Below are 23048 nucleotides of genomic sequence, written 5' to 3'. Positions count from 1 at the left end.
GGCCGGGAACGTGCAGCCGCGCTGCTTCAGGTACGCCCTACTGGTTGACCGGCGAGGCCGGGTCCAGCAGCAGCGCCATCACGTCGCGAATCTGCTGCTCGGTCAGGATGCCCTTGTGGCCAAAGCGCGGCATGTTCGAGCACGCGCTGTAGGCGTTCGAATCCCAGATCTTGCCCCACGTGTACTTGACCACGTCCGGCGAATTGCCGCGCAGCTTGCCGTACTGGTACAGCGACGGGCCGATGTTGCCAAACGAGATCTCGGCCTTGGTCAACTGGTGGCAGGCGTAGCAGTTGGCGCCGTTGGTGCCGCCGACCTGGTCGGAAAACTGCATCCCCCGGCCGTTCTGGGCGATCTTCTCGCCCTCCTTCCAGTCGCCCAGGAAGTTGTTGTCCGCCGGGTACTTCACCTGCTTCAGCTCGGCGGCCTCGACCTTGCGGGCCACGGCGGCCGGCACGTGCAGGCGGTCCGGGTACTGGCTGCACGCCTTCTGCGTGGCGTCCTGGTTGATGACGCCCTCGACCGTGGCCGGGCCCTTCGACTGGAACGACGATTCGATCAACTGCCGCAGGTCGGCGTCGGTCACCTTGACCGGCTTCTCGCCCCGGGCGCCCTTGGCGGGAGCCTGGGCCTGGGCCTGGGCCTGGGCTGCCGGCGCGGCCAGCAGCGCCAGCGTCGTCGCCGCTGCCAGCGCCATCGTATGCAATGTCTTCATGATGTCCCCTGGTCAGCGCTTCATGTTCGGGCCGTCGTACGTGCCGCCGTTCGCGTTCCGGGCCAGGAACATCGACAGGGCGGTGATCACGTCGGAGCCGTAGGCCGGCTCGGGAAAGCGCTGCTGGCGCAGGCAGTCGTACAGGCGGTGCTGCATCGTGCGGACCTCGCCCTGCGACACGCGGTACGCCGGCCACGTCGTGTACGCGGCCTGGGCGCCCTTGTCGGTCATCAGGTTCGGCAGGTCCTGCAGGCGGATGCGCTGGCCGTCCGCGGCGTGGCACGTGGCGCACGCGAAGTCGTAGGCGCCGCCCCGGTAGAAGAACATCTTCTGGCCCAGCGCGTAGACCCGCTTTTCCTCGGGATGCCGCAACTGGACATTCATCTTCACGCCGCGCGATTCGCCGGTCAGGAAGGCGGCCAGCCGCTCGATGTCCGACGGCTTGCCCTGCGACGAGAACGGGTTCTTCGTCGCCTCTTCCTGCGTCAGGCCCTGCAGCGTCACGCGGCACCAGGCCAGCCGCTGCTCCAGGTCCATCACCTTGTTCGCGTCCTTGAAGTAGCGCGGCAGCTCGGCGTAGGCGCCCTTGGTCACGCCCGGGCCCTTGCCCAGGTCGCACTGTTCCAGCGACGCGTTCTTCGGCCCGGCCGGCTTCTTCCACAGTTCCTCGCCGGCGGCTTCCCACAGCTCGGCGGGATTGCCCTCGGCCAGCATCTGCCGATACTTGGCGATTTCCTCGGCGGTCTTGTCCTGGGCCAGCGCGGGGCCGGCCAGCGTTGCCGCCGCGGCGGCGGCCAGCGCGCCCAGCGCCACCAGCGCGGGGGCCACGGCGCGGCGCAGGCGGATGTTGCGCACGGTAACCATTGGGGGATTCTCCTCGCCATCGCGCCGCATGGTCGGCGGGCGGACGGCCTTCTTGTGCGGGTCCGGCGGCTCGTTGCCGGACGGCTTGTCAGGGCTGGGCCGGCCGGCCCGGCCCGTCACGGCTTGATATACGCGTAGCCTTCGTCGAACTGCAGCCGGGCGATTTCCACCACGCCGGCCTGCACGACCTTGGCATCCATCAGCAGGCTCTGCTCGGAAATCCGGCGCGCGGTCAGCGTGTTGCGGCAGGCGCGGAATTCCACGCCCGACGAACTGAGCGCCGCCACGGGGGCCTCGAACGTGTTGCCGCGCGCGTCCTTGGCGCCTTCCACCAGAAAGTCCACGCCGTACCCGAACGCCACCACCACGATCTTGGTGTCGGGCGCGCCGTTCAGGTGGTTGCGCAGGTTGGCCATCGCGCGCACGGCCTGGTCGATGCCGTCGGATAGCTGGTAGACCACCTTGACGCGGCCCTTGCCCGGCGCCGCCGCCGGGGCCTGCTGGGCCGCCGCCCTGGCGGACAGCCCGATGGCGGCCAGGGCCGCCGTCGCGCGGATGAATGCTCGGCGCATGCTGGTTCTCCTTCGCCCGGTTCAGGCCGTCAGGCGATGGTCGCTTCGTCGGTCCGCTTGTCGCCGCGGTTGTCGACCCAGGTCACGGCGACCTTGTCGCCCTTGGCGCCGCCCTTGAACTTGAAGTTCAGGAACGGGTCCTTGGACACCGCCGGACCAAACTGGGCGTGGAACACTTCCTTGCCCTTGTACGACGCCACCACGGTCTGGATATGCCAGGCCGGGATGGTCTTGCCGGCCGCATCCTTGCGCTGGCCGGTCTCCATGTCGTGCTTCATCAGAATCTTGACGTCGACGACGCCGCCGTTTTCCGTGGCGCGAACGCGCATCGGGTCTGCCATGTGCTTCTCCTGTCAGCAGGTATGGGGAAATCCGGTCTCGGGGTGCGTGCGCGGCATCAGCCGCCGCAGCCGCCCAGCGTGACCTTGATTTCCTTCGATGCCACGTACCACTTGCCGCCGGCCTTGACCGCCGCGTGCACCACGGACGTCTGGCCCATCTTCACGCGCGTGGACACGAACGGCTCGGTGCCGGCGGGAATGGTGAAGTCCGCCGCCAGCGTGTTCGGGTTCTTTTCCACCAGGATGGCGATCTGCTCGGTGTCGGGCAGGTTGCTGGTCACCGCCACGGGCACCACGGCGCCGTTCTCGGCGATGTCGGGCGCGTTGAACACGATGGCCGTGCTCTTTTCGGTGCCGCTGCCGCCCAGGGCCTTGATTACGTCGGCCACGCTCTTGCCATCGAAGGCGGTCTTGTTCCATTCCGCGGCCTGGGCCTCGCTGATCAGGCCGGTGGCGGCCATCAGCGACAGCACGGCGGTCATCCGCAGTACATCTCGTCGTTTTGCGTTCATCTTGCTGTGTTTCCCGTACTACCCGGTTTCCTGTCGACCCCTGCGGCGCCGGTGCGTCGCCGGCCCATGTCGTGGTGTGGATGGGCGCCCGCGCCGGCCGCCGGCATTGCCGGCCGGCCCGCGCGGGGTATCCGGATTACTTGGCCGGTGCGCCGGCCAGCACCCACTCGACCACGGTCTTGATGTCGGCGTCGCTGACGGCGGCGTTGGCCGGCATCGGCACCGGGCCCCAGACGCCCGAGCCGCCGTTCTTCACCTTGGCCGACAGCTTGGCCAGGGCGTCCTTGTCACCCTTGTACTTGGCGGCCACCTCCTTGTACGACGGGCCCACCAGCTTCTTGTCCGCCTGGTGGCAGCCCATGCAGGCGTTCTTGTTGGCGATGGCCTGGGCCTTGGCGGCGTCGACGGCGGCATGCGCGGACGCGGCGGCGGCCAGCAGCGCGGCGGCGATGACAAACTGCTTCATGTGTTGTGCTCCAAACTGTATGAGAGCCGTGGGGACGGCAAATGGCCGCGCTCGGAATGGCTTCCGCGGCGCGGCGCGCGCTGGCCGCCGTTGGGGCGGGCTTCTCAGGAGTGCCTCTGCGGTGATCGGTAAGGGCTCCCGGGCGGTTGCGGCCAGTCCGCTATTTTGCCTGAAGTCAACGTCCGCAAACGGATGCGACAGTGATAACCATATGCACAAAAGCGATGGGAAATGTCGCCCCGCTACGGGTTAACCCTTGGGGCAGGCCAACACGGCTCCACGGTGGCCGCTATCGGCGTGCCAGCGCCCTGCCCGCCCCCAGCCGGTTGCCGAACACGTTGACCAGCAGCCCGGCCATCACGACCACGGCGCCGGCCCATTGCGCGGGCGCCAGGTCCTCGCCCAGCAGCAGGTGGGCCGATACCAGCCCCACCACGGGCACCAGCAGCGTCAGCGGCGCCACCTTGCTGGCCGCGTAGCGCGTGAGCAGCCGGCCCCACATCGTGTAGCCGAAAAGCGTGGCGGCGAATGCGAGGTAGCACACAGCGAACACGCCCCGGCCCGACACCTCGGTCAGCGCGTGGGCGATGCGGGCCGGACCCTCGAACCAGAGCGACAGCAGCGCGAACGGCACGATCGGGACCAGCGCGCCCCAGACCACCAGCCCCAGCAGGTCTACCGGGCCGATCTTCTTGCTGACGATATTGCCCGTGGCCCAGCACAGCGCCGCGCACAGCGTGAGCAGGAAGCCCGCCACCGTCATGCCGCCCGGCCCATGGGCCGCCGCGCTGCCGATCAGCGCCAGCCCGCCGGCCGCGATCACCATGCCGGCCAGGTTGTGCCAGCGCACCGGCTCGCCCAGCCACAGCGCGGCAATGGCCACCGTGAAGAACACCTGCGACTGCAGCACCAGCGACGCCAGCCCGGCCGGCATGCCCACGGCCATCGCGTAGAACAGAAAGGCGAACTGCCCCAGGCTGATCGACGCCCCGTACGCCACCAGCATGCGCAGCGGAATGCGCGGGCGCGGGATGAAGAAGATGGCGGGAAACACCACCAGGGCAAAGCGCAGCGTACCCAGCAGCATCGGCGGCACGCCGGCCAGCCCCACCTTGATGACGACGAAATTGACACCCCAGACCACGATGATGGCGAGGGCGAGCAGACGGTCTTTGGCTTGCATGATCGAGAAGAAAGTGCCGCGTCCCGGGGGCGGGACGTCCGGCACGGCCAGCGTACCAGCCGCTGCGGCCGGCCGATTGCACGATCCTGCGGTTCTGTTGCCGGTCGCCGGTCGCCGCCTAGGCGAGCATGTCGGCCCAGATGCTGCGCGCCCAGGCCCAGCCGTACTGGCCCTCCAGCGCGCTCGGCGCCGTGGACAGCCCGCCCGAGCCCGGCACCGTCACCATCGTCCGCTGGGCGGGGTCGTAGCGGTGGACGCTGGCGATGTGGATTGCCTCTGTCGCCGACGTGAAGCTGTAGCAGGTATTGGTATAGAGCGGCACCGGGTCCGGCGCCTGCCCCGCCAGCAACTGGAGGATGGCCGCCGCGGCCACCTTGCCGTGCTGGTTTGCCATCGTGCCGGACTTGGGCATCAGCGGCGCAATCTGCACCGCGTCGCCCAGCACGTGGATGTCGGGCGCCACCTTCGACGCCATCGTCAGGAAGTCGACCTCGCACCACCGGCCGTTGGCGGTGGCCAGCCCGGCCCCCACCGCGATGGCGCCGGCCCGCTGCGGCGGCAGCAGGTTGGCCACGTCCACTTTCTCATCGTCCTGCACGTCGAAGCGCAGCATGCCCGTGGCCGGGTCCACGCCCACCGTCTCGTGCTGCGGCCGGTACTCGATCATGCCGGCGTAGCGCGTCTGCCAGACCTGGCGGAACAGCGCACCCTTCGACGTGATGTCGGGATTGGCATCGAACACCAGCACCTTGCTGCGCGGCTTGTGCTGCTTCAGGTAGTCGGCCACCAGGCAGGCGCGCTCGTACGGCCCGGGCGGGCAGCGGTACGGCGCCAGCGGAATGGTGATGGCGAAGGTGCCGCCGTCGCGCATGGCGGCCAGTTGGCGGCGCAGGATATCGGTCTGCGGGCCGGCCTTCCAGGCATGGACCACCCGGTCGCCAGCGCCGGCCAGCCCGTCGATGGCGCTGGACTGCATCTCCACGCCGGGCGAGAGAACCAGCCGGTCGTACGGCAGCGTGCCGCCACCGGTCAGCCGCACCTGGCGCCGCGACGTGTCGATGGCGGCCGCCGTGTCCCGCACGTGCTGTACGCCGTGGCGCCGCACCAGCGCGTCGTAGGGCAGCGTGAGATCGGCCATCTGCCGGAAGCCGGCCACAACCAGGTTCGACAGCGGACACGAGACGAACGCGGCATCGGGCTCCACCAGCGTCACGTCCACCGTGCCCCGGCTCCAGGTGCGCAGGTAGCGCGCCGCCGTGGCGCCGCCGTAGCCGCCGCCGATGACCACCACCTTCGCGCGGGCGGCCGCGCGCGCCTGGCGCACGGACAACGCGCCCGGCGCCGTGGCGGCCAGCGCGGCCTTCAGTACCGTCCGGCGGTCCATCGGCTTACTTCTGGTCCGCGAACCACGCGGCCATCGCGATGATCTCGGTGTCGCTGTAGCCCTTGGCGATCTGCGGCATCACCGTGCCGGGCCGCTTGCCGTTCTTGAAGTTCAGCATCAGTTCGATCAGCTCCGCCTGGGACCGCCCGGCCAGCCCGGGCACGGGACTGTCCGCCGGCGCCCGGCCGTCGGGGCCGTGGCAGACCGCGCACGATGCGGCCTGGTTGCGCGCCTGGTCGGTCCGGGCGCGCTGGACCTCCACCGTCATCTTGCCGGTATCGGCCGGGCCGGCGGTCATCGGTGCCGAGGCCGGGGCCGCGGCCGGTTGCGCCAGCAGCGGCGCGGCGCACATCGCCGCCGCGAGGCCGGCCATCCAACGCAGGGAGAACGGGTATCGCAGCGGCGCGGTCATGGCAGTTTCCTTAAGGGAGATTGCGGCCCGGCGGCAGCGCCACCGGGGACGATACCGGCGCGGTCACGGGGCTCGTGGTGGCGCCCGACGTGCCCATCGACGCCGGCGCATCGGAGGTGACCGGCGCGTTCGGCTGGCTGCCCGGCACGCTCTGCACCGGCGCCGGGGTGCCCACGGCCTCGCTGCCGGCGTTACCGTTCTGCGAGCTCGACGCCTGGTCCAGGCGGGCACGCTCGGCCTCGCTCACGTAGTCGAACACCTTGACCACCTTCTGCACGCCGCTGGCGTTGCGCGCCACGTCGGTGGCCTTGTCGCCTTCGGGCGAGGTCACCACGCCCATCAGGTAGACCACGCCCTTTTCGGTCGTGACCTTGATCGAATTGGCCGGCACGCCCTCGGCCGTCACCAGCAGCGTCTTGACCTTGCTGGTCAGGTACGTGTCGTTGCTGCGCGTCATGAAGCCCGGCGACGCCGTGACCTCCAGCTCGTTGACCACCTCGCGGGCGTTCGACAGGCCGCGCACGTACTGTTCGATCTGCTGCTTGATCTGGGCGTTGGCCGCCTCGCCGGTCAGCAGCACTTTGCGGTTGTACACGGTGGTGTTGACGCGCGCCTGGCTGTCACCATAGCGCTGGCTCAGCGTGCTGTCGATTTCCACCTGCAGGCCGCGGTCGATCGCCTGGGTGCCCGTGGGCCGGCGGTCCGTCGCCAGCACCACGCCGGTTCCTACCGCGCCGGCCAGCACGGGAAAGCAGCCAGCCAGCTGCGTGGCGGACACCAGCAGGGCGGCCACGGTGACGGCGGTACGGGCCATGCGGGCGGGAGAGGTCTTCTTGGAATGGGTCACGTTCGCCATGCGTAGAGGGTGTCTGGATGAATGCCGAGATTGCCTGAAAAAACCGTGCTGCGCGAGGCGCCAATGCCGCCGCGCCTGTGGATAAGCCTGTGGAAGACGCGGCCATTCCTGTGCACAGGCTGTGGGTAGCCCTGTGGATAGCCGGGGATAACTGCCGCGCGGCGCGTCATGCCTCGCCCAGCAGCGCCTCGTCGATCCCGTCGCACAGGCAGTGCAGTGTCAGCAGATGCACTTCCTGGATGCGTGCGGTGCGATCGCTCGGCGCGCAGAGGTGGATGTCGAATTCGTCGAGCACCGTGGCAATGCGCCCGCCGCCCTTGCCGGTCAGCGCCACCACGCCCATGTCGCGCTGGTGGGCCGCGTGCACCGCCGCCACGACGTTGGCCGAGTCGCCCGACGTCGACAGCGCCAGCAGGATGTCGCCGGGCTGGCCCAGGGCTTCCACCTGCTTGGAAAACACCACGGAAAAGTCGTAGTCGTTGCCGATGGCGGTCAGGATCGAGCTGTCGGTGGTCAGGGCGATGGCGGCTAGCCCCGGCCGCTCGCGCTCGAAGCGCCCGATCAGCTCGGCGGCAAAGTGCTGGGCATCGGCCGCGGACCCGCCGTTGCCGCACACCAGGATCTTGTTGCCGCTGGTCAGCGCGGCCACCATCCGCTCGACGGCCGCGTCGATATGCGGCGCCATCAGCGTGGCGGCCAGCCGCTTGGTTTCGGCACTGTCCAGGAAATGCTGTTCGATACTGTCAATACTCATGGTCTGGAGACATCCGCGGAAATCCCGCGCATTATGACGCAGCGTCCGCGCCGCCGTTCCCGTCGGCCGACGTGAGATCGAACGCGCCGGGCAGCCAGTCGATCCGGCCCGGCTCGATGGCCACCACGTCCACCCGGCACGGCGGCACGCTCGGCAGCGTGGCCAGGTAGTGCGCGGCGGCGTGCAGCACCCGCCGCTGCTTGGCCGGCGTGATGCTCTGCGCCGCGCCGCCAAACCCCCGGCCGCGCCGCTGCCGTACCTCCACGAACACCAGCGTCCCGTCCGCGGCGCGCATGATCAGGTCGATCTCGCCGCCTTTGCAGCGATAATTGCGCACGACCTGCGCCAGCCCCTGGCGGCGCAGATAGGCCAGCGCGCGGTCCTCGGCCAGCGCGCCGGCCTGCGTCGCGGTACGCGCCACGCCCGGCGTGGTGGATTGGAATGAGCGATTCAACGGAAGTTCTCAAGCATGAATGACTGGACCCAACTGGCCGCCGGCCAGACCTATCCCGCGGGTACGCTGTACGTGGTGGCCACGCCGATCGGGAATGTCGCGGACCTGTCGCTGCGCGCGCTGCACGTGCTGGGCCTGGCCGACGCCATCGCCTGCGAGGACACCCGCAACACCGGCCAGCTGCTGTCGCGCGTGGGGCTGCAGCGGCCGCTGGTGGCCGTGCACGAGCACAACGAGCGAGAAGCCGCCGTGCGCATCGTCGAACGGCTGGGCGCGGGCGAGCGCATCGCCTACGTCTCCGATGCCGGCACGCCGGGTATTTCCGATCCCGGCGCCCGGCTGGTGGAGGCGGTGCGCGCGGCCGGCCTGAAGGTCGTGCCGCTGCCGGGGCCCAGCGCGGCGGTCACGGCGCTGTCGGTGGCCGGCGACATGGTGGAGGCCGGCGACGGCCGCTTCACGTTCGTCGGCTTCCTGCCCGGCAAGGCCAAGGCGCGCCAGGACGCCATCGCGCAACTGGCCGCGCTGGACCATGCCTGGATCCTCTACGAGGCGCCGCACCGCATCGCCGACACGCTGGCCGCGCTGGCCCAGGCCCTGCCCGCCACGCGCCGCCTGCTGATCGGCCGCGAGCTGACCAAGCTGTTCGAGGAAACGCCGGTGGTGACCGTTGCCGATGCACCCGCGTGGCTGGCGGCCGAGGCGGCGCGCGGCAAGGGCGAGTTCGTGCTGGTGGTGGAAGGCGCGGGCCGTGCCGAGGACGCCGATGCCGACACGCCCGACCCCGAGGCGGTGCGCGTGCTGAAGCTGCTGCTGGCCGAGCTGCCGGCCAAGCGTGCCGCCAAGCTGGCGGCGGCCATCACCGGGGCCCGCACCGACGCGCTGTACCAGTTGGCGCTCGCGCAGCGCGGCGAAGCGGGTGCGGACGGCAGCGAGCAGGAAGCCTGAAACGCCGCCTGAAACGCCAAACGGCACGTCCTTGCGGGTCGTGCCGTTTGAGATATTTCTTACTGGAAGGAGAAGCGGGAGGCGGCAGGTCGGGAGCGGGAGCATCCGGTGCCAGCCGTGGCGCATCGCCTTACTTCTTCTTGTGCCGGACGGTGCGGGCCTTGGCCTTCGCCTTGGTCGGCACCAGCGTGCTGGCCGTGTCGGGCACCTCGTCGGCGCCGCTGCCGTCGCCGGCTTCCATGCCGCCCGCCTCGACGTTCGGGCCCAGCGCCGCCACTTCGGTCCGCGACAGCCGGCGGATTTCCACCTGCGTGGCGCCGTGATCGACGAAGTTCAGCCGCTTGGCGGCGGCGTAGGACAGGTCCAGGATCCGGTTGCCGTGGTACGGGCCGCGGTCGTTGATGCGCACCACGGCCACCTTGTTGTTGCGCAGGTTGCGCACCAGCACCCAGCTATCGAGCGGCAGCGACGGGTGGGCCGCCGTCATCGCGCGCATGTCGAAGCGCTCGCCGTTGGCGGTTTTTCGGCCGTGGAAGCCCTTGCCGTACCACGACGCCATGCCGCGCTGCTCGAACGTGCCCATGTCGGCGCGCAGGCCGTCGATCGACGGCTGGGACGGCGCGTTGTCGTCCTGCAGCCCGAACAGGTTCCAGTTGCCGCGATCCTCGGACTTGGCGCCGGCGGCCGTGGCCGGACGCGCCGGCCGGGTCTTGGCGGACTTCGTGGCGATGGCGCCCGAGGCATCCGCGGCGGTGTCGGTCTCGCTGCCCGGTGGCGTCGCGCACGCGGCCATCACCAGCGCCGACACGATGATGGCGCATTGACGAAGGAAGCGGTTGGAGCCGGGCGCTGCCTCGCGCACGGACCCCGGACGAAATAGGGGCAGACTGAGCATCGGCGCAGTCTAACACCGGTCGTTTCAAGCTAGTGCCTTGATTTTGTTACGAAATCTGTAAGATTGGCGCCCAATTTCCCGCAATCCGCCGTCTGACAAGGGATTGCGCCGATTGGCCCGGCGCGTCGCGCGGGTGATCCATATTCGACTTTCAGACGATTCTCACTCGCGCTTCAAACGCCGAACCGAGGATTCCGGACACCGCCGCGCCTGCCGCCGGCGGCTACAATGTTTCACCCCGCCGGCGCGCCGTCCGCCCTGCCCGGCTGGCCCTTCAAGCGCTCTGTCGATCACAAAAGTGAAAGTCCTCCTGATCCCCGTCACGCCGTTCCAGCAGAACTGTTCGCTGCTGATCGACGAAGCCACGCAGCGCGCGGCGGTCTGCGACCCCGGCGGCGACCTGAACCGCATCACGGCGGCGATCCAGGAGCACGGCGTCACGCTGGAGAAGATCTTCCTGACGCACGGCCACGTCGATCACTGCGCCGGCGCCGCCGCGCTGGCGCGCCAGTTTGGCGTGCCGATCGAGGGCCCGCACGAGGACGAGCGCTTCTGGATCGAGCAACTGCCCGAGCAGACGCGCCGCTTCGGATTCGGGCACGCCGAGGTCTTCGAGCCCGACCGCTGGCTGCAGAACGGCGACACGGTCACGTTCGGCAACGAGACCCTTGAGGTCTACCACTGCCCCGGCCATACGCCGGGCCACGTGGTGTTCTTCTCGCGCGCCAACCAGCTGGCCATCGTCGGCGACGTGCTGTTCGCCGGCTCGATCGGCCGCACCGACTTTCCGCGCGGTAATCATGCCGACCTGGTCCGCTCGATCCGCACGCGGCTCTGGCCGCTGGGCGACGACGTGACGTTCGTGCCCGGCCACGGCCCCGTCTCGACGTTCGGCGACGAGCGGCGCAGCAACCCGTTCGTGGCCGACCACGTGATCGACGCCGCCTGACGGCCCGCCGCATGGCCAGGAAGCAGCCGCCCGACACCCGGCCCGAGATCTACGTCAGTACCGACGTCGAGGCGGACGGGCCGATCCCCGGGCCCCATTCGATGCTGTCGTTCGCGTCGGTGGCCATGCTGGCGGACAAGACCGTCGTCGGCACGTTCGCCGCCAACCTGGAGACGCTACCCGGCGCGGCCGGCCATCCGGTGCAGATGCAGTGGTGGAAAACGCAGCCCGACGCCTGGGCCGCCTGCCGCCGCAACCTGGAACGGCCCGAGGACGTGCTGCCGCGCTACGTCGACTGGGTGGAAAAGCTGCCCGGCAAGCCGGTGTTCATCGCCTTCCCGGCCGGCTTCGATTTCACGTGGATGTTCTGGTACATGATGCGGTTCGCCGGCCGTTCGCCGTTCGGCTGGGCCGCGCTGGACATCAAGACGCTGGGCTTCGCGCTGACCGGCCGGCCCTACCGCAAGTCGGTCAAGGCCGCGTTTCCCGCCCACTGGCACGACCCGTTGCCGCATACCCACGTGGCGCTTGACGATGCCCGCGAGCAAGGCGCGCTGTTCTGCAACATGCTCGCCGAACTGCGGGCGCGGGAAGCCCGGCTGGCGGCCGCCGACCCCGGCAGCCCGGCCGACCCCTTGCCGCCGTCGACGTCCTGACACGGCCGGCGGCGCGGCATCGGTGCGCTGGCCCACGGGCGCCGGCGCGACACGCCGGGCCACATTTTCGCGGCGTCTTCTATATTGGAAGGTGGGAATGGCCATCTGACGGCCATGTGAGCGCGGCCCCGGCCTCCGGGCGCGGTGGCATGCGGAAGGAGGCAAGACCATGCGATTCCATCCAGACCTGCATCTCAGGGACCTGTCCGGCAAGCTGCACTGGCCACACCGCTCTCCGGCGCGCACCAACGTCGTCTCGCATTTCCATTCCTCGTCGGAAGACGCCGAGGTCGCCAAGGCGCTGATCTACGTCAGCGCGGTCACCGCCATCGTGCTGCTGGTAGTGCTGGCAGGCATCAGTTTCGGTCAGGAAGCCATGCACTGGCTCGGTGTCGAATAACACGACGACCGCGCCTGAAGCAGATTGCCCACTGACCGGCCGGCCTCCCTCGGGGAGGCCGGTTCTGTTTTGTGCGCCGCAACATGGCGCTCGCCCGGTTCAGTCCAGCAGCGGCGCGACGTTTTCCGGCGGGCGGCCGATCACGGCGCGGCGGTCACGCACCACCACGGGCCGCTGCAGCAGGATCGGGTTGTCGGCCACGGCCGCCAGCAGCTCGGCGTCGGTCAGGCCCGAATCGGCGAGGTCCAGCTCCTTGTAGACCGCCTCGCCGTCGCGGATCATCTCGCGCACCGGCACGCCCAGCATGGTATGAAGCTGCCGCAGCGTGGACAGCGTCGGCGGCGTCTTCAGGTACTCGATCACCTCCACCGGCTCGCCCAGGCGCTGCGCCGCCGTCTCCACCAGCGCGAGCGTCTCGCGCGACTTCGAGCAACGGGGGTTGTGGTAGATCGTGATCATGAAGGTTCTCCTGCCGGCTTTTGGGGCCGATCCGGTGCGGTGGATGGGCATGCGCGGGGCGCGATGACTGGCACTATACAACCGGCCCCGCCCGATGCACCATGCTGGCGCGCACCATTGGGGCGCCACGGGCATGCATCGTGCGTGGGCTGCATCACAGCGGCCCGCCGTGGCCGTTCCGCCCGATAACCGAGACCATTCCGTGATGCCCGCCGCCACCCCGCGCCCGCCGTTCCGGCTGCGCGATGCCACCCCCGACGACGTTCCCGCCATCCACGCCATCTACGCGCACCACGTGCGGCACGGCCGCGCCTCGTTCGAGGAAGTCGAGCCCAGCGTCGACGACATGCGCCTGCGCTTTGCCGAAGTGCGCCGCAAGGGCCTGCCCTACATCGTGGCCGAGCGCGACGGCGCGGTGCTGGGCTACGCCTACGCATCGAGCTACCGCGCCCGCAGCGCCTACCGCTTCGCCATCGAGGATTCGATCTACATCGACCATCGCCATACCGGCGAGGGCTTGGGCCGCGCGCTGCTGGCCGAGCTGATCGCGCGCTGCGAAACCGGCCCGTGGCGCCAGATGGTGGCCGTGGTGGCGCTGACGTCGGCCGGCGAGGGCGCCAGCTCGGTGGCCGTGCACGAGCGGCTGGGGTTTCGCACCGTCGGCCGGCTGGAATCGGTGGGCCTCAAGCACGGCCAGTGGATCGACACCGTGCTGATGCAGCGCCCGCTGGGCGCCGGCGACGCCTCGGTGCCCGACCCCGACGCGCTACGCCAGTAGCGCCGGCACCACCGTCGCGCACCAGCCCTGGAGCTGGTCGAACGCGCGCGCCACGTGCTCGGGGCCGCGCGCCGTGCTTTCCAGCCGCACCACGTCCACCCGCCTGAGCCCGATGGTTTCCATCACGTAGGTCAGGTACGGCGTGAAGAAGTCGCGCTGGCTGATGGCGTCGTCCGAGAACCGGCCGCCGCACGCCACCACGGCCAGCACCGGCCGGTCGCGCAGCATCCCCTGCTTGCCCTGCGGCGTGCCGGCGAACGTGCGCTCGGGCCGGACGACGAGGTCGATCCACGTCTTCAGCGTGGCCGGCACCGTGTAGTTGTGCATCGGCGACGTGATCAGCACCACGTCGGCCGCCTCCAGTTCGGCGATCAGCGTCTCGGACAGCGCCAGCGCGGCCCGGTCCACGTCCGCATGGCCGGCCGCCACGGCCAGGTTGGCGTGCGTGAAGGCCGCGTCGATCGGCGGCAGCGGGCTGGCGGCGAGGTCGCGCTCGATCACGGTCAGCGTGCCGTGGTGCGCGGCCAGTTGTTCGCGGACCAGCTGGCCCGCGCGGCGGCTGGTGGAGGTGTCGCCACGCGGGCTGACGTTCAGGTGAAGCAGGGTTGCCATGGGTCGTTCCGGCCGGGCCGGGATTCAGTCGATCGGGAAATAGAAGCGCAGCGCCCGCGCCAGCAGGCCGTTGCGGTAGTAGAAGCGGTGGCCCAGCACGTTGGTCAGCGGGGTGTCCAGCACGAGCTGGGTGCAGCCGGCCGCCGCCGTTTCGGCCTTGAGCCAGTCCATCAGCCGGCGGCCGTACCCGCCGCTGCGCGCGTGGGCGTCGGTGACCAGGTCATCGACATACAGGTGCTGGCCGACGATCAGGTTGTCGGCCAGCCGGTAGCCGGCCAGCGCCACCAGCGCGCCGTCGTCCCACAGGCCGGCCAGGTGGTAGCCGTCGCCGGTCTGGCGGCGCCAGCGCGTGACCAGTTCGGCGGCGTCCGTCAGGTGCGGGCGTAGCTGGTGCATCAGCGGGAAGGCGGCGGCAACTTCCTCGGCCGTTTCCAGCCGGCGGATTGCGATGCGGTCGGCGATGCGGTCGCTCATTGCTGGCCTCCGCGCGGTGCCTCGGCCGGCGGCGGCGGAAAATGCAGGCCGACGGCGATACGGTTCCAGGCGTTGATGGTGGCCACGGCGGCGGCCAGGTTGACCAGCTCCTTCTCGTCGAACACGGCGCGCGCGCGGGCCAGGGCGGCGTCGCGGGGGCCGGGGGTGCCGGCATCGGCCAGCCGCGTCAGCGCCTCGGCCCAGTCCAGCGCGGCGCGCTCGCGCTCGGTGTAGAGGCCGGCGTCGCGCCAGCCGGCCAGCAGGTCGAACTTGCGCGGATCGATATCGAGCTTGCGCGCGATGTTCAGGTGGAATTGCAGGCAGAACGCGCAGCCGTTGATTTGCGAGACGCGCAGCTTGACCAGTTCGACCAGCGCCTTGTCCAGGCCCGAGGCCGTCACCGCCTTGCTGACGCCACCCAGCGACGCATACACGTCCGGGGCGAGCTGCGTGAAATTCTGAAAGTCCATCGGGGGCTCCTGGAGTAAGATGTCAGAGCTCGAAGATTAATGTAAGAACTCTGACAACATGGCAAAGACCCCTGCATCGAAAGGGAAAACAACCGGCGACACGCCGCCGGAGGTGGAAATCCCGGCACCCGGCGAGGGCAAGCGTGGCGAAAGCGGCTACCTGGCCTATCTGCTGCGCCAGGCCAGCGCCGCCAACCGGCTGCGGATGGAACGCGCGCTGGCGGACCTTGGCGTCACGCTGCCGCAGTTCTTCGTGCTGACGATGCTCGGCGCCTACCCGGGCGCGTCGGGCGCCGACGTGGCACGGCTGGCGCTGCTGACGCCGCAGACGGTCAGCGTGATCATGGGCAACCTGGAGAAGATGGGCGCCATCGCCCGGCAGCCGCACCCGGTGCACGGCCGCATCCAGACCATCGCGCTGACCGACGCCGGCACGGCGCTGCTGGCGCAGTGCAAGGTCCGCGCGAGCGCGGTGGACCGCGAGTTGCGCGCGGGGCTGACGCCCGACGAGGAGCAGGTCGTGCGGCGCTGGCTGGTCAGCCTGGCCGTGCCCGGCGACGCCGTGGCCGAGTAGCCGGCGCCATGAAAAAAGGCCCGCCGGCGGCATGCCGGGCGGGCCATCGTCACAACCAGGAAATCAGCGGATTCGCGGCGGGCGCGAACCCTGGGGCGCTCAGCCCATCAGGTCCGACAGCGCCAGCGCCACCACCTTCGTGGCACGGTTCAGGTCGTTCAGACGCAGGTTCTCATCGGAATTGTGGCCGCGCGCTTCCATCAGCGTGCGCGGGCCGGCGCCGTACAGCACCGTGGGGATGCCGCGGCTCGTGTAGTGGCGCGCGTCGGTGTACAGCGGCACGCCCTGCACCGGGATGTCCACGCCGAACACGGCCTCGGCGCGGGTCTTCAGCGCGCCGATCAGCTTGTCGACGCCGGGCAGTTCCGACAGCGGCTCGGCCAGGATGATCCGCTCCACCTTGACCTCGATGCCCGGACGCTCCTTCGCGGCCTTCTCCACCACAGCGCGCAGTTCGCCTTCGGCATCGAAGCCGATTTCTTCCGGAATCATGCGGCGGTCGACTCGGAACGTCACCAGGTCCGGCACCACGTTGGTGTTGATGCCGCCCTTGATCAGGCCGACGTTCAGCGTGGCGGTGTCGATGCCGGGCACCTTGCTCTTGCGCGTGGCCAGCTCGGCGCGCAGGCCGTAGATTGCCTGCAGGATGTGCGTGGCGGCCTCGATGGCGTCCACGCCCGTGTGCGGCATGGCGGCGTGGCCCTGCTTGCCCTTGACCGTCACTTCCACGTGCAGGCAGCCGTTGTGGGCCGACGTGATGCCGTACGAGAAACCGGCCGAGATCGCGTAGTCGGGCTTGGTCAGGTTCTCGTCGAGCAGGAATTTCGGGCCGATGTCGCCGCCGGTTTCCTCGTCGTAGGTGAACTGCAGCTCCACCGTGCCATTCAGCTTCGCGCCCTGCTTCTCGGCTTCCATCAGCGCCAGCACGGCGTACGTGTAGGTGGCGAAGTCCGACTTGGACACCGCCACGCCGCGGCCGTACATGACCGGGCCGTGCTCGCTGTCGGCAATCTCGCCGCCGTACGGGTCCTTGGTCCAGCCCAGCCCGGGCGGCACCACGTCGCCGTGGGCGTTCATCGCGATGGTCGGGCCGCCGCTGCCGAACGTCTTGCGCACCAGCAGGTTCGTGGCGCTGATCATGCCCGCCGCCTTGACCTTGGCCTCCGGCACCTTGTGGGCTTCCACCTTGAAGCCCAGCCCTTCCAGCAGCGCCTTGGCGCGCAGGCCGTGGGCCTCGCAGTCGCCGGCCGGGTTGTCGGACGGCACCTTCACCAGCTCGGCCAGGAACGCCTCCTGCTCCGGGCGGTGCTGGTCGACGTACTGGGTCAGCGTGGTCTCGATCGGGTTCATGTTGTCTCGTGCGGTCATCTTGGTCTCTCGGATTGTCTGGATGTCTGGCGGCGCCGTGGCCGCGTCTTACTGCGGACGGTGGAAGTGTTCGACGAAGCTTGCGAACACCCGCGCGGCGATCTGCGCGTCTTCGGCCGTCATGGTTTCGGTGGGGTGGTGGCTGATGCCGCCGTTGCCGCAGCGCACGAACAGCATCGCCACGTCGGCGATGGCGGCGATGGCCATGGCGTCATGGCCGGCGCCCGACGGCAGGTGCCGCACCGGCACGCCCTGGCGCTCCACGGCGGCGGCCCATTGCGACTGCAGCCACGGCGCGCACGGCACGCTGGCCGCCTCGTGCGTCTTGCGGATCTGGGCGCGCACGTTGCGGCGGGCGCAGACGCGCTCGATCTCGGCCAGCACGTCGTTGACGGCGGCCTCGCGCTCGGCGTCGACGCCCGCGCGGATATCGATCGAGAACGTCGCCCGGCCCGGCACCACGTTGGTGGCGCCGTTGGGCACGTTGAACTGGCCCACCGTGCCCACCAGGCCCGGCTTGCCGCCGCAGCGGCGCTCGATGTACAGGCCGATCTCGGCGCCAGCCATCGCGGCGTCGCGGCGCATGTCCATCGGCACGGTACCGGCGTGGCCGGCCAGCCCTTCCAGCTCGACGATGAAGCGCGTGGCGCCGGAGATGGCCGTCACCACGCCCACGGGCAGCCCTTCGTTGAGCAGCACCGGGCCCTGCTCGATATGGACCTCGACGAACGCCAGCACCTGGCTGCGGTCGTGGCGCGCGGCGGGCAACTGGGCGGCGTCGAAGCCGGCGTCGCGCATCACGTCGCGCATGGTGCGGCCGGCGTCGTCCACGTTGTCCAGCACGTTGGTATCGAACGTGCCGGCGATGGCGCGGCTGCCCAGCAGCGTGGCCTTGAAGCGCACGCCCTCTTCCTCGGCAAACCCGACCACCTCGATGGCGAACGGAAAGCGCTTGCCCTGGCGGTTCCACTCGGCCACGCAGGCGATGGGCAGGATCACGCCCAGGTTGCCGTCGTAGCGGCCGGCGTCGCGCACGGTGTCGAAGTGGGACCCTGTCAGCAGCGCGGGCGCGCCGGGCGACGTGCCTTCGTAGCGGCCGATGACGTTGCCGGCGGCGTCGCGGCGCACGGACATGCCGGCCGCCTGCATCCATTCGGTCAACTGCGCGGCCGCGCCGTGGTGGGCGTCGGTCAGGTAGGTACGGGTGAGCAGGCCGGGCTGTTCGGTATGAACGGCCAGGGCGTCGGCCCAGGACATGATGCGGGTGCCGGTGTCGGCCGACAACGGCGGAAGGGTTGCTGCCATGTGCGTGTCTCTCCTGCTGGTGGTGCGGAGCCGGTTCTGGGCGGGGATGACGGGCGGGCGCCCGCTGCCGTGGCTCTATTCTGTGCGATTCATGTTAGCACAGTGAATTCAAAAATTGCATACAAAAATGATATGCACTATATTGGCCTGCACGCACCGACAATCCGCCGCGGACAATCCGGTCCGGACAAGCGGGTAGCGCGGATTCCGCCTCAACAGGGAGGCTTATCCAGCGCGGGCAACGCCGACATGGCGTCTGCCGGCGGTGCCATGCCAGCCCGGCGTCTGCAAGGCACGTGACGGCGGGCACCCCTGAACCAGATCAGGGCCGGACGATGTGCGCCAGCAGGCGCCACGGACCAGGCCCGGCACGGAGACAACGATGCAGCATGCCGTACCCCCGCAGCCCGCCAACCGCGCGCGCCTGCACATCCGCTTCACCCGTTCCCTGTTTGGCCAGGTGCTGATCGCACTGGCGCTGGGCACCCTGCTGGGGCTCGCCTTTCCCGAATTCGCCGCCAAGCTGAAGCCGCTGGGCGATGGCTTCATCAAGCTGATCAAGATGCTGATCGGGCCCGTGGTCTTCTGCGTGGTGGTGGGCGGCATCTGCGGCGCCGGCGAGCTCAAGAAGGTGGGCCGCGTCGGCATCAAGGCGGTGGTCTACTTCGAGATCGTCACGACCCTTGCGCTGGCGCTGGGCATCGTGCTGGCCTATGTGTTCCAGCCCGGCGTGGGGATGAACGTGAACCCGGGCAGCCTGGACGCGTCGGCCATGGCCGCGTACGTGGAATCGGCCGACAAGGTCAAGAGCGCGGGCACGGTGGACTTCCTGATGAAGCTGATCCCGAACACGATCATGGGCGCCTTTACCAGCGGCGACGTGCTGCAGGTGCTGCTGGTGTCGGTGCTGTTCGGCTGCGCGCTGTCCGTGGTGGGCGAGCCCGCGCGGCCGGTGGTGAGGCTGATCGACGCGTTCTCCAGCGCGCTGTTCAAGATGATGGGCTTCATCATCAAGCTGGCGCCGCTGGGCGTGCTGGGCGCCGTGGCGTTCACGGTGGGCAAGTACGGCATCGGGTCGCTCAAGCAGCTTGGCTTCCTGGTGATCCTGTTCTACGGCGCCGTGGCGGTGTTCGTGTTCGGCGTGCTGGGCGTGGTCATGCGCCTGTGCGGCTTTTCGGTGCTCAAGCTGATCCGCTACCTGCGCGCCGAGCTGCTGGTGGTGCTGGGCACGGCGTCGTCCGACAGCGTGCTGCCGCAGGTGATGAAGAAGCTCGAATTCATGGGCATCCGCAAGTCGGTGGTCGGGCTGGTCATTCCCACGGGCTACTCGTTCAACCTCGATGCGTTCTCGATCTACCTGACGCTGGCGGCCGTGTTCATCGCGCAGGCCACCAACACGCCGCTGGCGCTGGGCGACCTGCTTGGCATCCTGGCCGTGGCGCTGGTCACGTCCAAGGGCGCGCACGGCATTCCGGGCTCGGCGATCGTGATCCTGGCCGCGACGCTGTCGGCCCACCCGGCCATTCCGGCCATCGGGCTGGTGCTGGTGCTGTCGGTGGACTGGTTCATCGGCATTGCGCGCGCCGTGGGCAACCTGATCGGCAACTGCGTGGCCACGGTGGTGGTGGCCGCCTGGGAGCGCGATATCGACCGCGACCGCGCGCACGCCGTGCTCAACGGCACGGTGCCGGCCGGCGAGCTGGACGAGGGGCTGCCCGCGCTGCCGGAGGCACCGGGGGAAGTCCCGGTGCCGGCGCCGCTGCCGGGCACGGCCCCGGGGCGGTAGAATCGCGCATCCCAGTCAACGCGCAGGTCCGGCAAGAGACGCGCGCTCACCATGCCCGAGCATATCGATCCCGACATGACCGCCGAGGCGATTGCCGACGACATCGTCGCCGCCATCGTCTCGCACCGTCTGCCGCCCGGCACCAAGCTGCGCGAGGAAGCGCTGGCCAGCGTGTACCGCGTGAGCCGGACGAAGGTACGCGCGGCGCTGCTGATGTTGTCCAAGGACAAGGTCATCCAGATCGTGCCGGACAAGGGCGCCTTCGTGGCCAAGCCCAGCGCCGAGGAAGCGCGCGAGGTCTTTGCCGTGCGCCGCATCCTGGAGGCCGCGCTGGCGCGCGAGTTCGTCGCCCGCGCCACGGCGGCCGACTACAAGCGGATCGAGAAGCACCTGGTGGCCGAGCGCAAGTCGCTGGCCGGCAACGACGCGCAGACGCGCACGCGGCTGCTGGGCGACTTTCATATCGTGCTGGCCGAAGTGGCGGGCAACAACGTGCTGACCGAAATCATGCGCGAGCTGTCGATGCGCAGCGCCGTGATCACGATGCTCTATCAGAGCCGTCGCGATGCCACGTGCTCGTCGGACGAGCATCGCGCGTTCATCGACGCCGCCAAGGCCGGCGACGCCGACCGCGCCGTGGCGCTGATGGTGGAGCACCTGAACCACGTGGAAAGCGCGCTGCATTTCGAGGAAGCCCCGGCCGCCGCGCGCGGCAAGGACCTCGTGGCCGCGCTGCTGGCCTAGGACAGTGCGATCGGCTTGATCGTCATCAAGGACGAGGACGGGGTGGGAGGCGCATCATTCCTCTCGCCATGGAGTTGCGGGGGCGCACTTCATGAGCTCTCCCCGTCCTTCGCAAGAAGGACTGCCCGCAGACCGCAATGGCTGCGGGCTTTTTCTTTCGGGCGTCCGGTTCCGGCCGGGCGCCCATCCCCCTTCCCCTTTCCCGATACCCCATATCCGATACCCGACAGCTATCCGTTCCCATGCCGGCGCGTGCTGCCCGGCGTCCAGCTGCTGTCGCGCTCGGTCCAGTACCCGGGCTTGCCGAACGCCTGCTTCAGGTGCTCGATGAAGAAGCGGATCTTGGCCGGCACCGGGCGCTGCTGCGGGTACACGGCCAGGATGTCGTAGTCGGGCAGCGCGAACTCGTCGAGCACCGTGATCAGCTCGCCGCTCTCCAGCTGCGGCAGGATTTCCCAGGTCGACCGCCAGCCCAGCCCCAGGCTCTCGCCGGTCCAGCGGTGCAGCAGTTCGCCGTCGTTGCAGTCCAGGTTGCCGCGCACGCGCACGGTCACGGTCTTGCCGTTCTGCTGGAAGTACCAGCCGCGCTGCTGGCCGCCCTGCAGGTTGAACGCCAGGCAGTTGTGCTTTTCCAGGTCTTCCAGCGTGTGGGGCACGCCGTGGCGCGCAAAGTAGGCCGGCGTGCCGCAGACCACGCGCTTGTTGGTCGCCAGCTTGATCGCCACGAAGTTGGGATCGATGGCGCCGCCGATGCGGATGCCCAGGTCGTAGCCCTCGCGCACCAGGTCCACCACGCGGTCGGTCAGGTTGAACGAGATCTGGACTTCGGGGTTGGCCGCCAGGAAGGCCGGCGCGTGCGGCGCCACGTGCTTGCGCCCGAACGCGGCCGGCGCCGACACGATCAGGTGCCCGGTGGCCTTGTGCTTGCCTTCGGCGATCAGCATCTCGGCCCGGTCCAGGTCGGACAGCGCCTTCTTGCACTGTTCCATGAACGCGGCGCCCTGCTCCGTCACCACGATGCGCCGCGTGGACCGGTGCAGCAGCTTCACGCCGATGCGCGCCTCCAGCGCGTTGATCCGCCGGCCGATCATGACCGGCGTGACGTTCTGCGTCAGTGCCGCGGCCGCCATGCTGCCGTGCTCGACCACGGCGATGAATGCTTCGATTTGTTTGAGTTTGTCCATAACGCCATTTGTCTCCTGCCGCCACATTGTGAGGCATTGGCGCCGCCATGCGGTATGCCCGCCCGGCGATGCCGCCCATGCGCGGGCGGCCATGGACTGAGGCCCGCCCGGCCCTAGCGGGCCAGTTTCTCGCTGATCTCGGCCGCCTCGCCCAGCACGTAGGCCAGCCGCCGCAGCGGCGCGCTGCACTGCAGCTGGGCGAACAGCGCCAGCGCCGCGCCCAGCACCAGCACCACGCCGTAGATGGCCACCACGGCCGGCGCGTGGCCCGGCTTGACCACGGCCATGCCGTCGGCCAGCACCACGGCGGCCGGGACCAGCGCCAGCACCAGCGCCACCGTACGGGCGCTGCCTTCCCAGATGCGGGCCTGCAGCAGGATGCGCCGCTGCCGCGCGCGCAATTGCAGCGCTGGAATCCGGCCCAGCCGCCGCAGCAGCGCGTTCTCGACCTCGTTCTGGCTATCGACCCGGCGCGACAGCCAGTGCCGCGGATGCCGCCACACCTCGCGCCCGCCCAGCAGCCGCGCCAGCCATGCCGCCACGTAGAACACGCCGCTGACCGCCAGCAGGATGTGGAACGCCTGCGGCAACCAGCCCGGTGGCGGCTGGAGCAGGACCTGGTGCCACCAGACCAGCGCCCCGCCGGCCACCAGCGTGGGCACCAGCGCCAGCACGAAGCCGGCCCACAGCACCGCGCCCAGCCGGCTGTCGGGCCGCTTCTGGGCCGGCGCCGTCTGGAGCGCTTCCATCAGTTCGAAGGTGGTGGGCAGCCGCGTGTACATGGCAAGGCGATGGCAATTCCAAACCCGCTATTCTGGCCCGAGCCCCTTGCGCGCGATAGTGCGGGGTGACCCTCTTTTGGTCTGGGGTGGGGTTGGCCTGGAATGGGTCGTGTCGCGGGTTGGGCGGCGGGCCCCCTCCCCCGGCCCGTCTTCC

The 23048-nt window shown here is 69.6% G+C and carries 29 protein-coding genes; 8 read left to right on the top strand and 21 right to left on the bottom strand.

Features of this window, described 5'->3' with window-relative positions:
* Positions 1 to 37: 37 nt before the first annotated feature.
* The 12 genes from soxX to EHF44_RS06260 form a co-directional block, all read right to left on the bottom strand.
* Positions 38 to 715 (bottom strand): sulfur oxidation c-type cytochrome SoxX, encoded by a 678-nt coding sequence (gene soxX / locus EHF44_RS06315; RefSeq protein ID WP_124682973.1) that lies wholly within the window; start codon positions 713 to 715, stop codon positions 38 to 40.
* A 12-nt stretch (positions 716 to 727) separates the two neighbouring features.
* Entirely contained in the window at positions 728 to 1579 is an 852-nt protein-coding gene (gene soxA, locus EHF44_RS06310) for a sulfur oxidation c-type cytochrome SoxA (protein WP_124682972.1), read from the bottom strand.
* Positions 1580 to 1695: 116 nt separating this feature from the next.
* Entirely contained in the window at positions 1696 to 2151 is a 456-nt protein-coding gene (locus tag EHF44_RS06305) for a DsrE family protein (protein ID WP_124682971.1), read from the bottom strand.
* A gap of 29 nt (positions 2152 to 2180) precedes the next feature.
* Positions 2181 to 2492, bottom strand: coding sequence for a thiosulfate oxidation carrier complex protein SoxZ (gene soxZ / locus EHF44_RS06300; protein ID WP_124682970.1), 312 nt, complete (start codon positions 2490 to 2492; stop codon positions 2181 to 2183).
* A gap of 56 nt (positions 2493 to 2548) precedes the next feature.
* On the bottom strand, positions 2549 to 3004 hold the full coding sequence (gene soxY / locus EHF44_RS06295) for a thiosulfate oxidation carrier protein SoxY (RefSeq protein ID WP_124682969.1): 456 nt from the start codon (positions 3002 to 3004) through the stop codon (positions 2549 to 2551).
* Positions 3005 to 3140: 136 nt separating this feature from the next.
* Positions 3141 to 3470, bottom strand: a complete 330-nt coding sequence (locus EHF44_RS06290) for a c-type cytochrome (protein ID WP_124682968.1) — start codon at positions 3468 to 3470, stop codon at positions 3141 to 3143.
* A gap of 289 nt (positions 3471 to 3759) precedes the next feature.
* Entirely contained in the window at positions 3760 to 4653 is an 894-nt protein-coding gene (locus EHF44_RS06285) for an EamA family transporter (RefSeq protein WP_124682967.1), read from the bottom strand.
* A gap of 118 nt (positions 4654 to 4771) precedes the next feature.
* On the bottom strand, positions 4772 to 6037 hold the full coding sequence (locus EHF44_RS06280; RefSeq protein WP_124682966.1) for an NAD(P)/FAD-dependent oxidoreductase: 1266 nt from the start codon (positions 6035 to 6037) through the stop codon (positions 4772 to 4774).
* Positions 6038 to 6041: 4 nt separating this feature from the next.
* Positions 6042 to 6449, bottom strand: a complete 408-nt coding sequence (locus tag EHF44_RS06275; protein WP_124682965.1) for a c-type cytochrome — start codon at positions 6447 to 6449, stop codon at positions 6042 to 6044.
* Positions 6450 to 6459: 10 nt separating this feature from the next.
* A complete protein-coding gene (locus EHF44_RS06270) occupies positions 6460 to 7305 on the bottom strand; it encodes a BON domain-containing protein (RefSeq protein WP_124682964.1) in 846 nt (281 codons plus the stop codon).
* Positions 7306 to 7471: 166 nt separating this feature from the next.
* Positions 7472 to 8059, bottom strand: coding sequence for a phosphoheptose isomerase (locus EHF44_RS06265; protein WP_124682963.1), 588 nt, complete (start codon positions 8057 to 8059; stop codon positions 7472 to 7474).
* A gap of 31 nt (positions 8060 to 8090) precedes the next feature.
* The gene (locus EHF44_RS06260; protein WP_124682962.1) at positions 8091 to 8513 is read right to left on the bottom strand and encodes a YraN family protein; all 423 of its coding nucleotides are present in this window, start codon (positions 8511 to 8513) and stop codon (positions 8091 to 8093) included.
* Positions 8514 to 8528: 15 nt separating this feature from the next.
* Between EHF44_RS06260 and rsmI the strand changes: the two genes are divergently transcribed.
* Positions 8529 to 9458, top strand: coding sequence for a 16S rRNA (cytidine(1402)-2'-O)-methyltransferase (rsmI, locus tag EHF44_RS06255; protein ID WP_124682961.1), 930 nt, complete (start codon positions 8529 to 8531; stop codon positions 9456 to 9458).
* A gap of 130 nt (positions 9459 to 9588) precedes the next feature.
* Here rsmI and EHF44_RS06250 read toward each other — a convergent pair whose 3' ends face one another.
* Positions 9589 to 10353 (bottom strand): septal ring lytic transglycosylase RlpA family protein, encoded by a 765-nt coding sequence (locus EHF44_RS06250; RefSeq protein WP_172966017.1) that lies wholly within the window; start codon positions 10351 to 10353, stop codon positions 9589 to 9591.
* Between the two features lie 298 nt (positions 10354 to 10651).
* Here EHF44_RS06250 and EHF44_RS06245 point away from each other — a divergent pair, with 298 nt between their 5' ends.
* The 3 genes from EHF44_RS06245 to EHF44_RS06235 all read left to right on the top strand — a co-directional run bounded on the left by EHF44_RS06245 (position 10652) and on the right by EHF44_RS06235 (position 12358).
* Positions 10652 to 11302: an MBL fold metallo-hydrolase gene (locus EHF44_RS06245; RefSeq protein ID WP_124682960.1), complete on the top strand. Its 651-nt coding sequence runs from the start codon at positions 10652 to 10654 to the stop codon at positions 11300 to 11302.
* Positions 11303 to 11313: 11 nt separating this feature from the next.
* The gene (locus tag EHF44_RS06240) at positions 11314 to 11958 is read left to right on the top strand and encodes an exonuclease (protein ID WP_124682959.1); all 645 of its coding nucleotides are present in this window, start codon (positions 11314 to 11316) and stop codon (positions 11956 to 11958) included.
* Positions 11959 to 12127: 169 nt separating this feature from the next.
* The gene (locus EHF44_RS06235; protein WP_124682958.1) at positions 12128 to 12358 is read left to right on the top strand and encodes a hypothetical protein; all 231 of its coding nucleotides are present in this window, start codon (positions 12128 to 12130) and stop codon (positions 12356 to 12358) included.
* A 99-nt stretch (positions 12359 to 12457) separates the two neighbouring features.
* Here the strand turns inward: EHF44_RS06235 and arsC are convergent, their stop codons facing one another.
* Positions 12458 to 12817 (bottom strand): arsenate reductase (glutaredoxin), encoded by a 360-nt coding sequence (gene arsC, locus EHF44_RS06230; protein ID WP_124682957.1) that lies wholly within the window; start codon positions 12815 to 12817, stop codon positions 12458 to 12460.
* 205 nt (positions 12818 to 13022) lie between these two features.
* Here arsC and EHF44_RS06225 point away from each other — a divergent pair, with 205 nt between their 5' ends.
* On the top strand, positions 13023 to 13595 hold the full coding sequence (locus EHF44_RS06225; protein WP_124682956.1) for a GNAT family N-acetyltransferase: 573 nt from the start codon (positions 13023 to 13025) through the stop codon (positions 13593 to 13595).
* Here EHF44_RS06225 and EHF44_RS06220 read toward each other — a convergent pair.
* From EHF44_RS06220 to EHF44_RS06210, 3 genes are read right to left on the bottom strand one after another with little or no spacing between them, the layout of a single operon-like run.
* Positions 13584 to 14207 (bottom strand): FMN-dependent NADH-azoreductase, encoded by a 624-nt coding sequence (locus tag EHF44_RS06220; RefSeq protein WP_124682955.1) that lies wholly within the window; start codon positions 14205 to 14207, stop codon positions 13584 to 13586. The two genes, EHF44_RS06225 and EHF44_RS06220, sit on opposite strands and share 12 nt — an antisense overlap.
* 24 nt (positions 14208 to 14231) lie before the next feature.
* Complete coding sequence (locus tag EHF44_RS06215; protein WP_124682954.1) at positions 14232 to 14681, bottom strand: GNAT family N-acetyltransferase; 450 nt, start codon at positions 14679 to 14681, stop codon at positions 14232 to 14234.
* A complete protein-coding gene (locus EHF44_RS06210; protein ID WP_124682953.1) occupies positions 14678 to 15151 on the bottom strand; it encodes a carboxymuconolactone decarboxylase family protein in 474 nt (157 codons plus the stop codon). The genes EHF44_RS06215 and EHF44_RS06210 overlap by 4 nt, the downstream gene beginning before the upstream one ends.
* Positions 15152 to 15209: 58 nt before the next feature.
* Between EHF44_RS06210 and EHF44_RS06205 the strand changes: the two genes are divergently transcribed.
* Entirely contained in the window at positions 15210 to 15725 is a 516-nt protein-coding gene (locus tag EHF44_RS06205) for a MarR family winged helix-turn-helix transcriptional regulator (protein WP_124682952.1), read from the top strand.
* Between the two features lie 99 nt (positions 15726 to 15824).
* Here EHF44_RS06205 and EHF44_RS06200 read toward each other — a convergent pair whose 3' ends face one another.
* Positions 15825 to 17075 carry a M20/M25/M40 family metallo-hydrolase gene (locus tag EHF44_RS06200; RefSeq protein WP_253700053.1) on the bottom strand — a complete coding sequence of 417 codons (1251 nt, stop codon included), beginning with the start codon at positions 17073 to 17075 and terminating at the stop codon, positions 15825 to 15827.
* 66 nt (positions 17076 to 17141) lie between these two features.
* Positions 17142 to 18398 (bottom strand): allantoate amidohydrolase, encoded by a 1257-nt coding sequence (locus EHF44_RS06195; protein ID WP_124682950.1) that lies wholly within the window; start codon positions 18396 to 18398, stop codon positions 17142 to 17144.
* 382 nt (positions 18399 to 18780) lie between these two features.
* Between EHF44_RS06195 and EHF44_RS06190 the strand changes: the two genes are divergently transcribed.
* Together EHF44_RS06190 and EHF44_RS06185 are read left to right on the top strand one after the other, a co-directional pair.
* Complete coding sequence (locus EHF44_RS06190) at positions 18781 to 20184, top strand: C4-dicarboxylate transporter DctA (RefSeq protein ID WP_124682949.1); 1404 nt, start codon at positions 18781 to 18783, stop codon at positions 20182 to 20184.
* Between the two features lie 51 nt (positions 20185 to 20235).
* On the top strand, positions 20236 to 20928 hold the full coding sequence (locus tag EHF44_RS06185) for a GntR family transcriptional regulator (RefSeq protein ID WP_124682948.1): 693 nt from the start codon (positions 20236 to 20238) through the stop codon (positions 20926 to 20928).
* 230 nt (positions 20929 to 21158) lie between these two features.
* Here the strand turns inward: EHF44_RS06185 and EHF44_RS06180 are convergent, their stop codons facing one another.
* A complete protein-coding gene (locus EHF44_RS06180) occupies positions 21159 to 22112 on the bottom strand; it encodes a LysR family transcriptional regulator (protein ID WP_124682947.1) in 954 nt (317 codons plus the stop codon).
* A 113-nt stretch (positions 22113 to 22225) separates the two neighbouring features.
* Positions 22226 to 22894: a hypothetical protein gene (locus EHF44_RS06175; RefSeq protein WP_124682946.1), complete on the bottom strand. Its 669-nt coding sequence runs from the start codon at positions 22892 to 22894 to the stop codon at positions 22226 to 22228.
* Between the last annotated feature and the right edge of the window lie 154 nt (positions 22895 to 23048).

Origin of the sequence: Cupriavidus pauculus (genome assembly GCF_003854935.1) — a bacterium.
Taxonomy (GTDB): Bacteria; Pseudomonadota; Gammaproteobacteria; order Burkholderiales; family Burkholderiaceae; genus Cupriavidus; species Cupriavidus pauculus_C.
The sequence above is the reverse complement of the archived record's forward strand: the minus strand, read 5'-3'. Positions and strand labels throughout refer to the sequence as shown.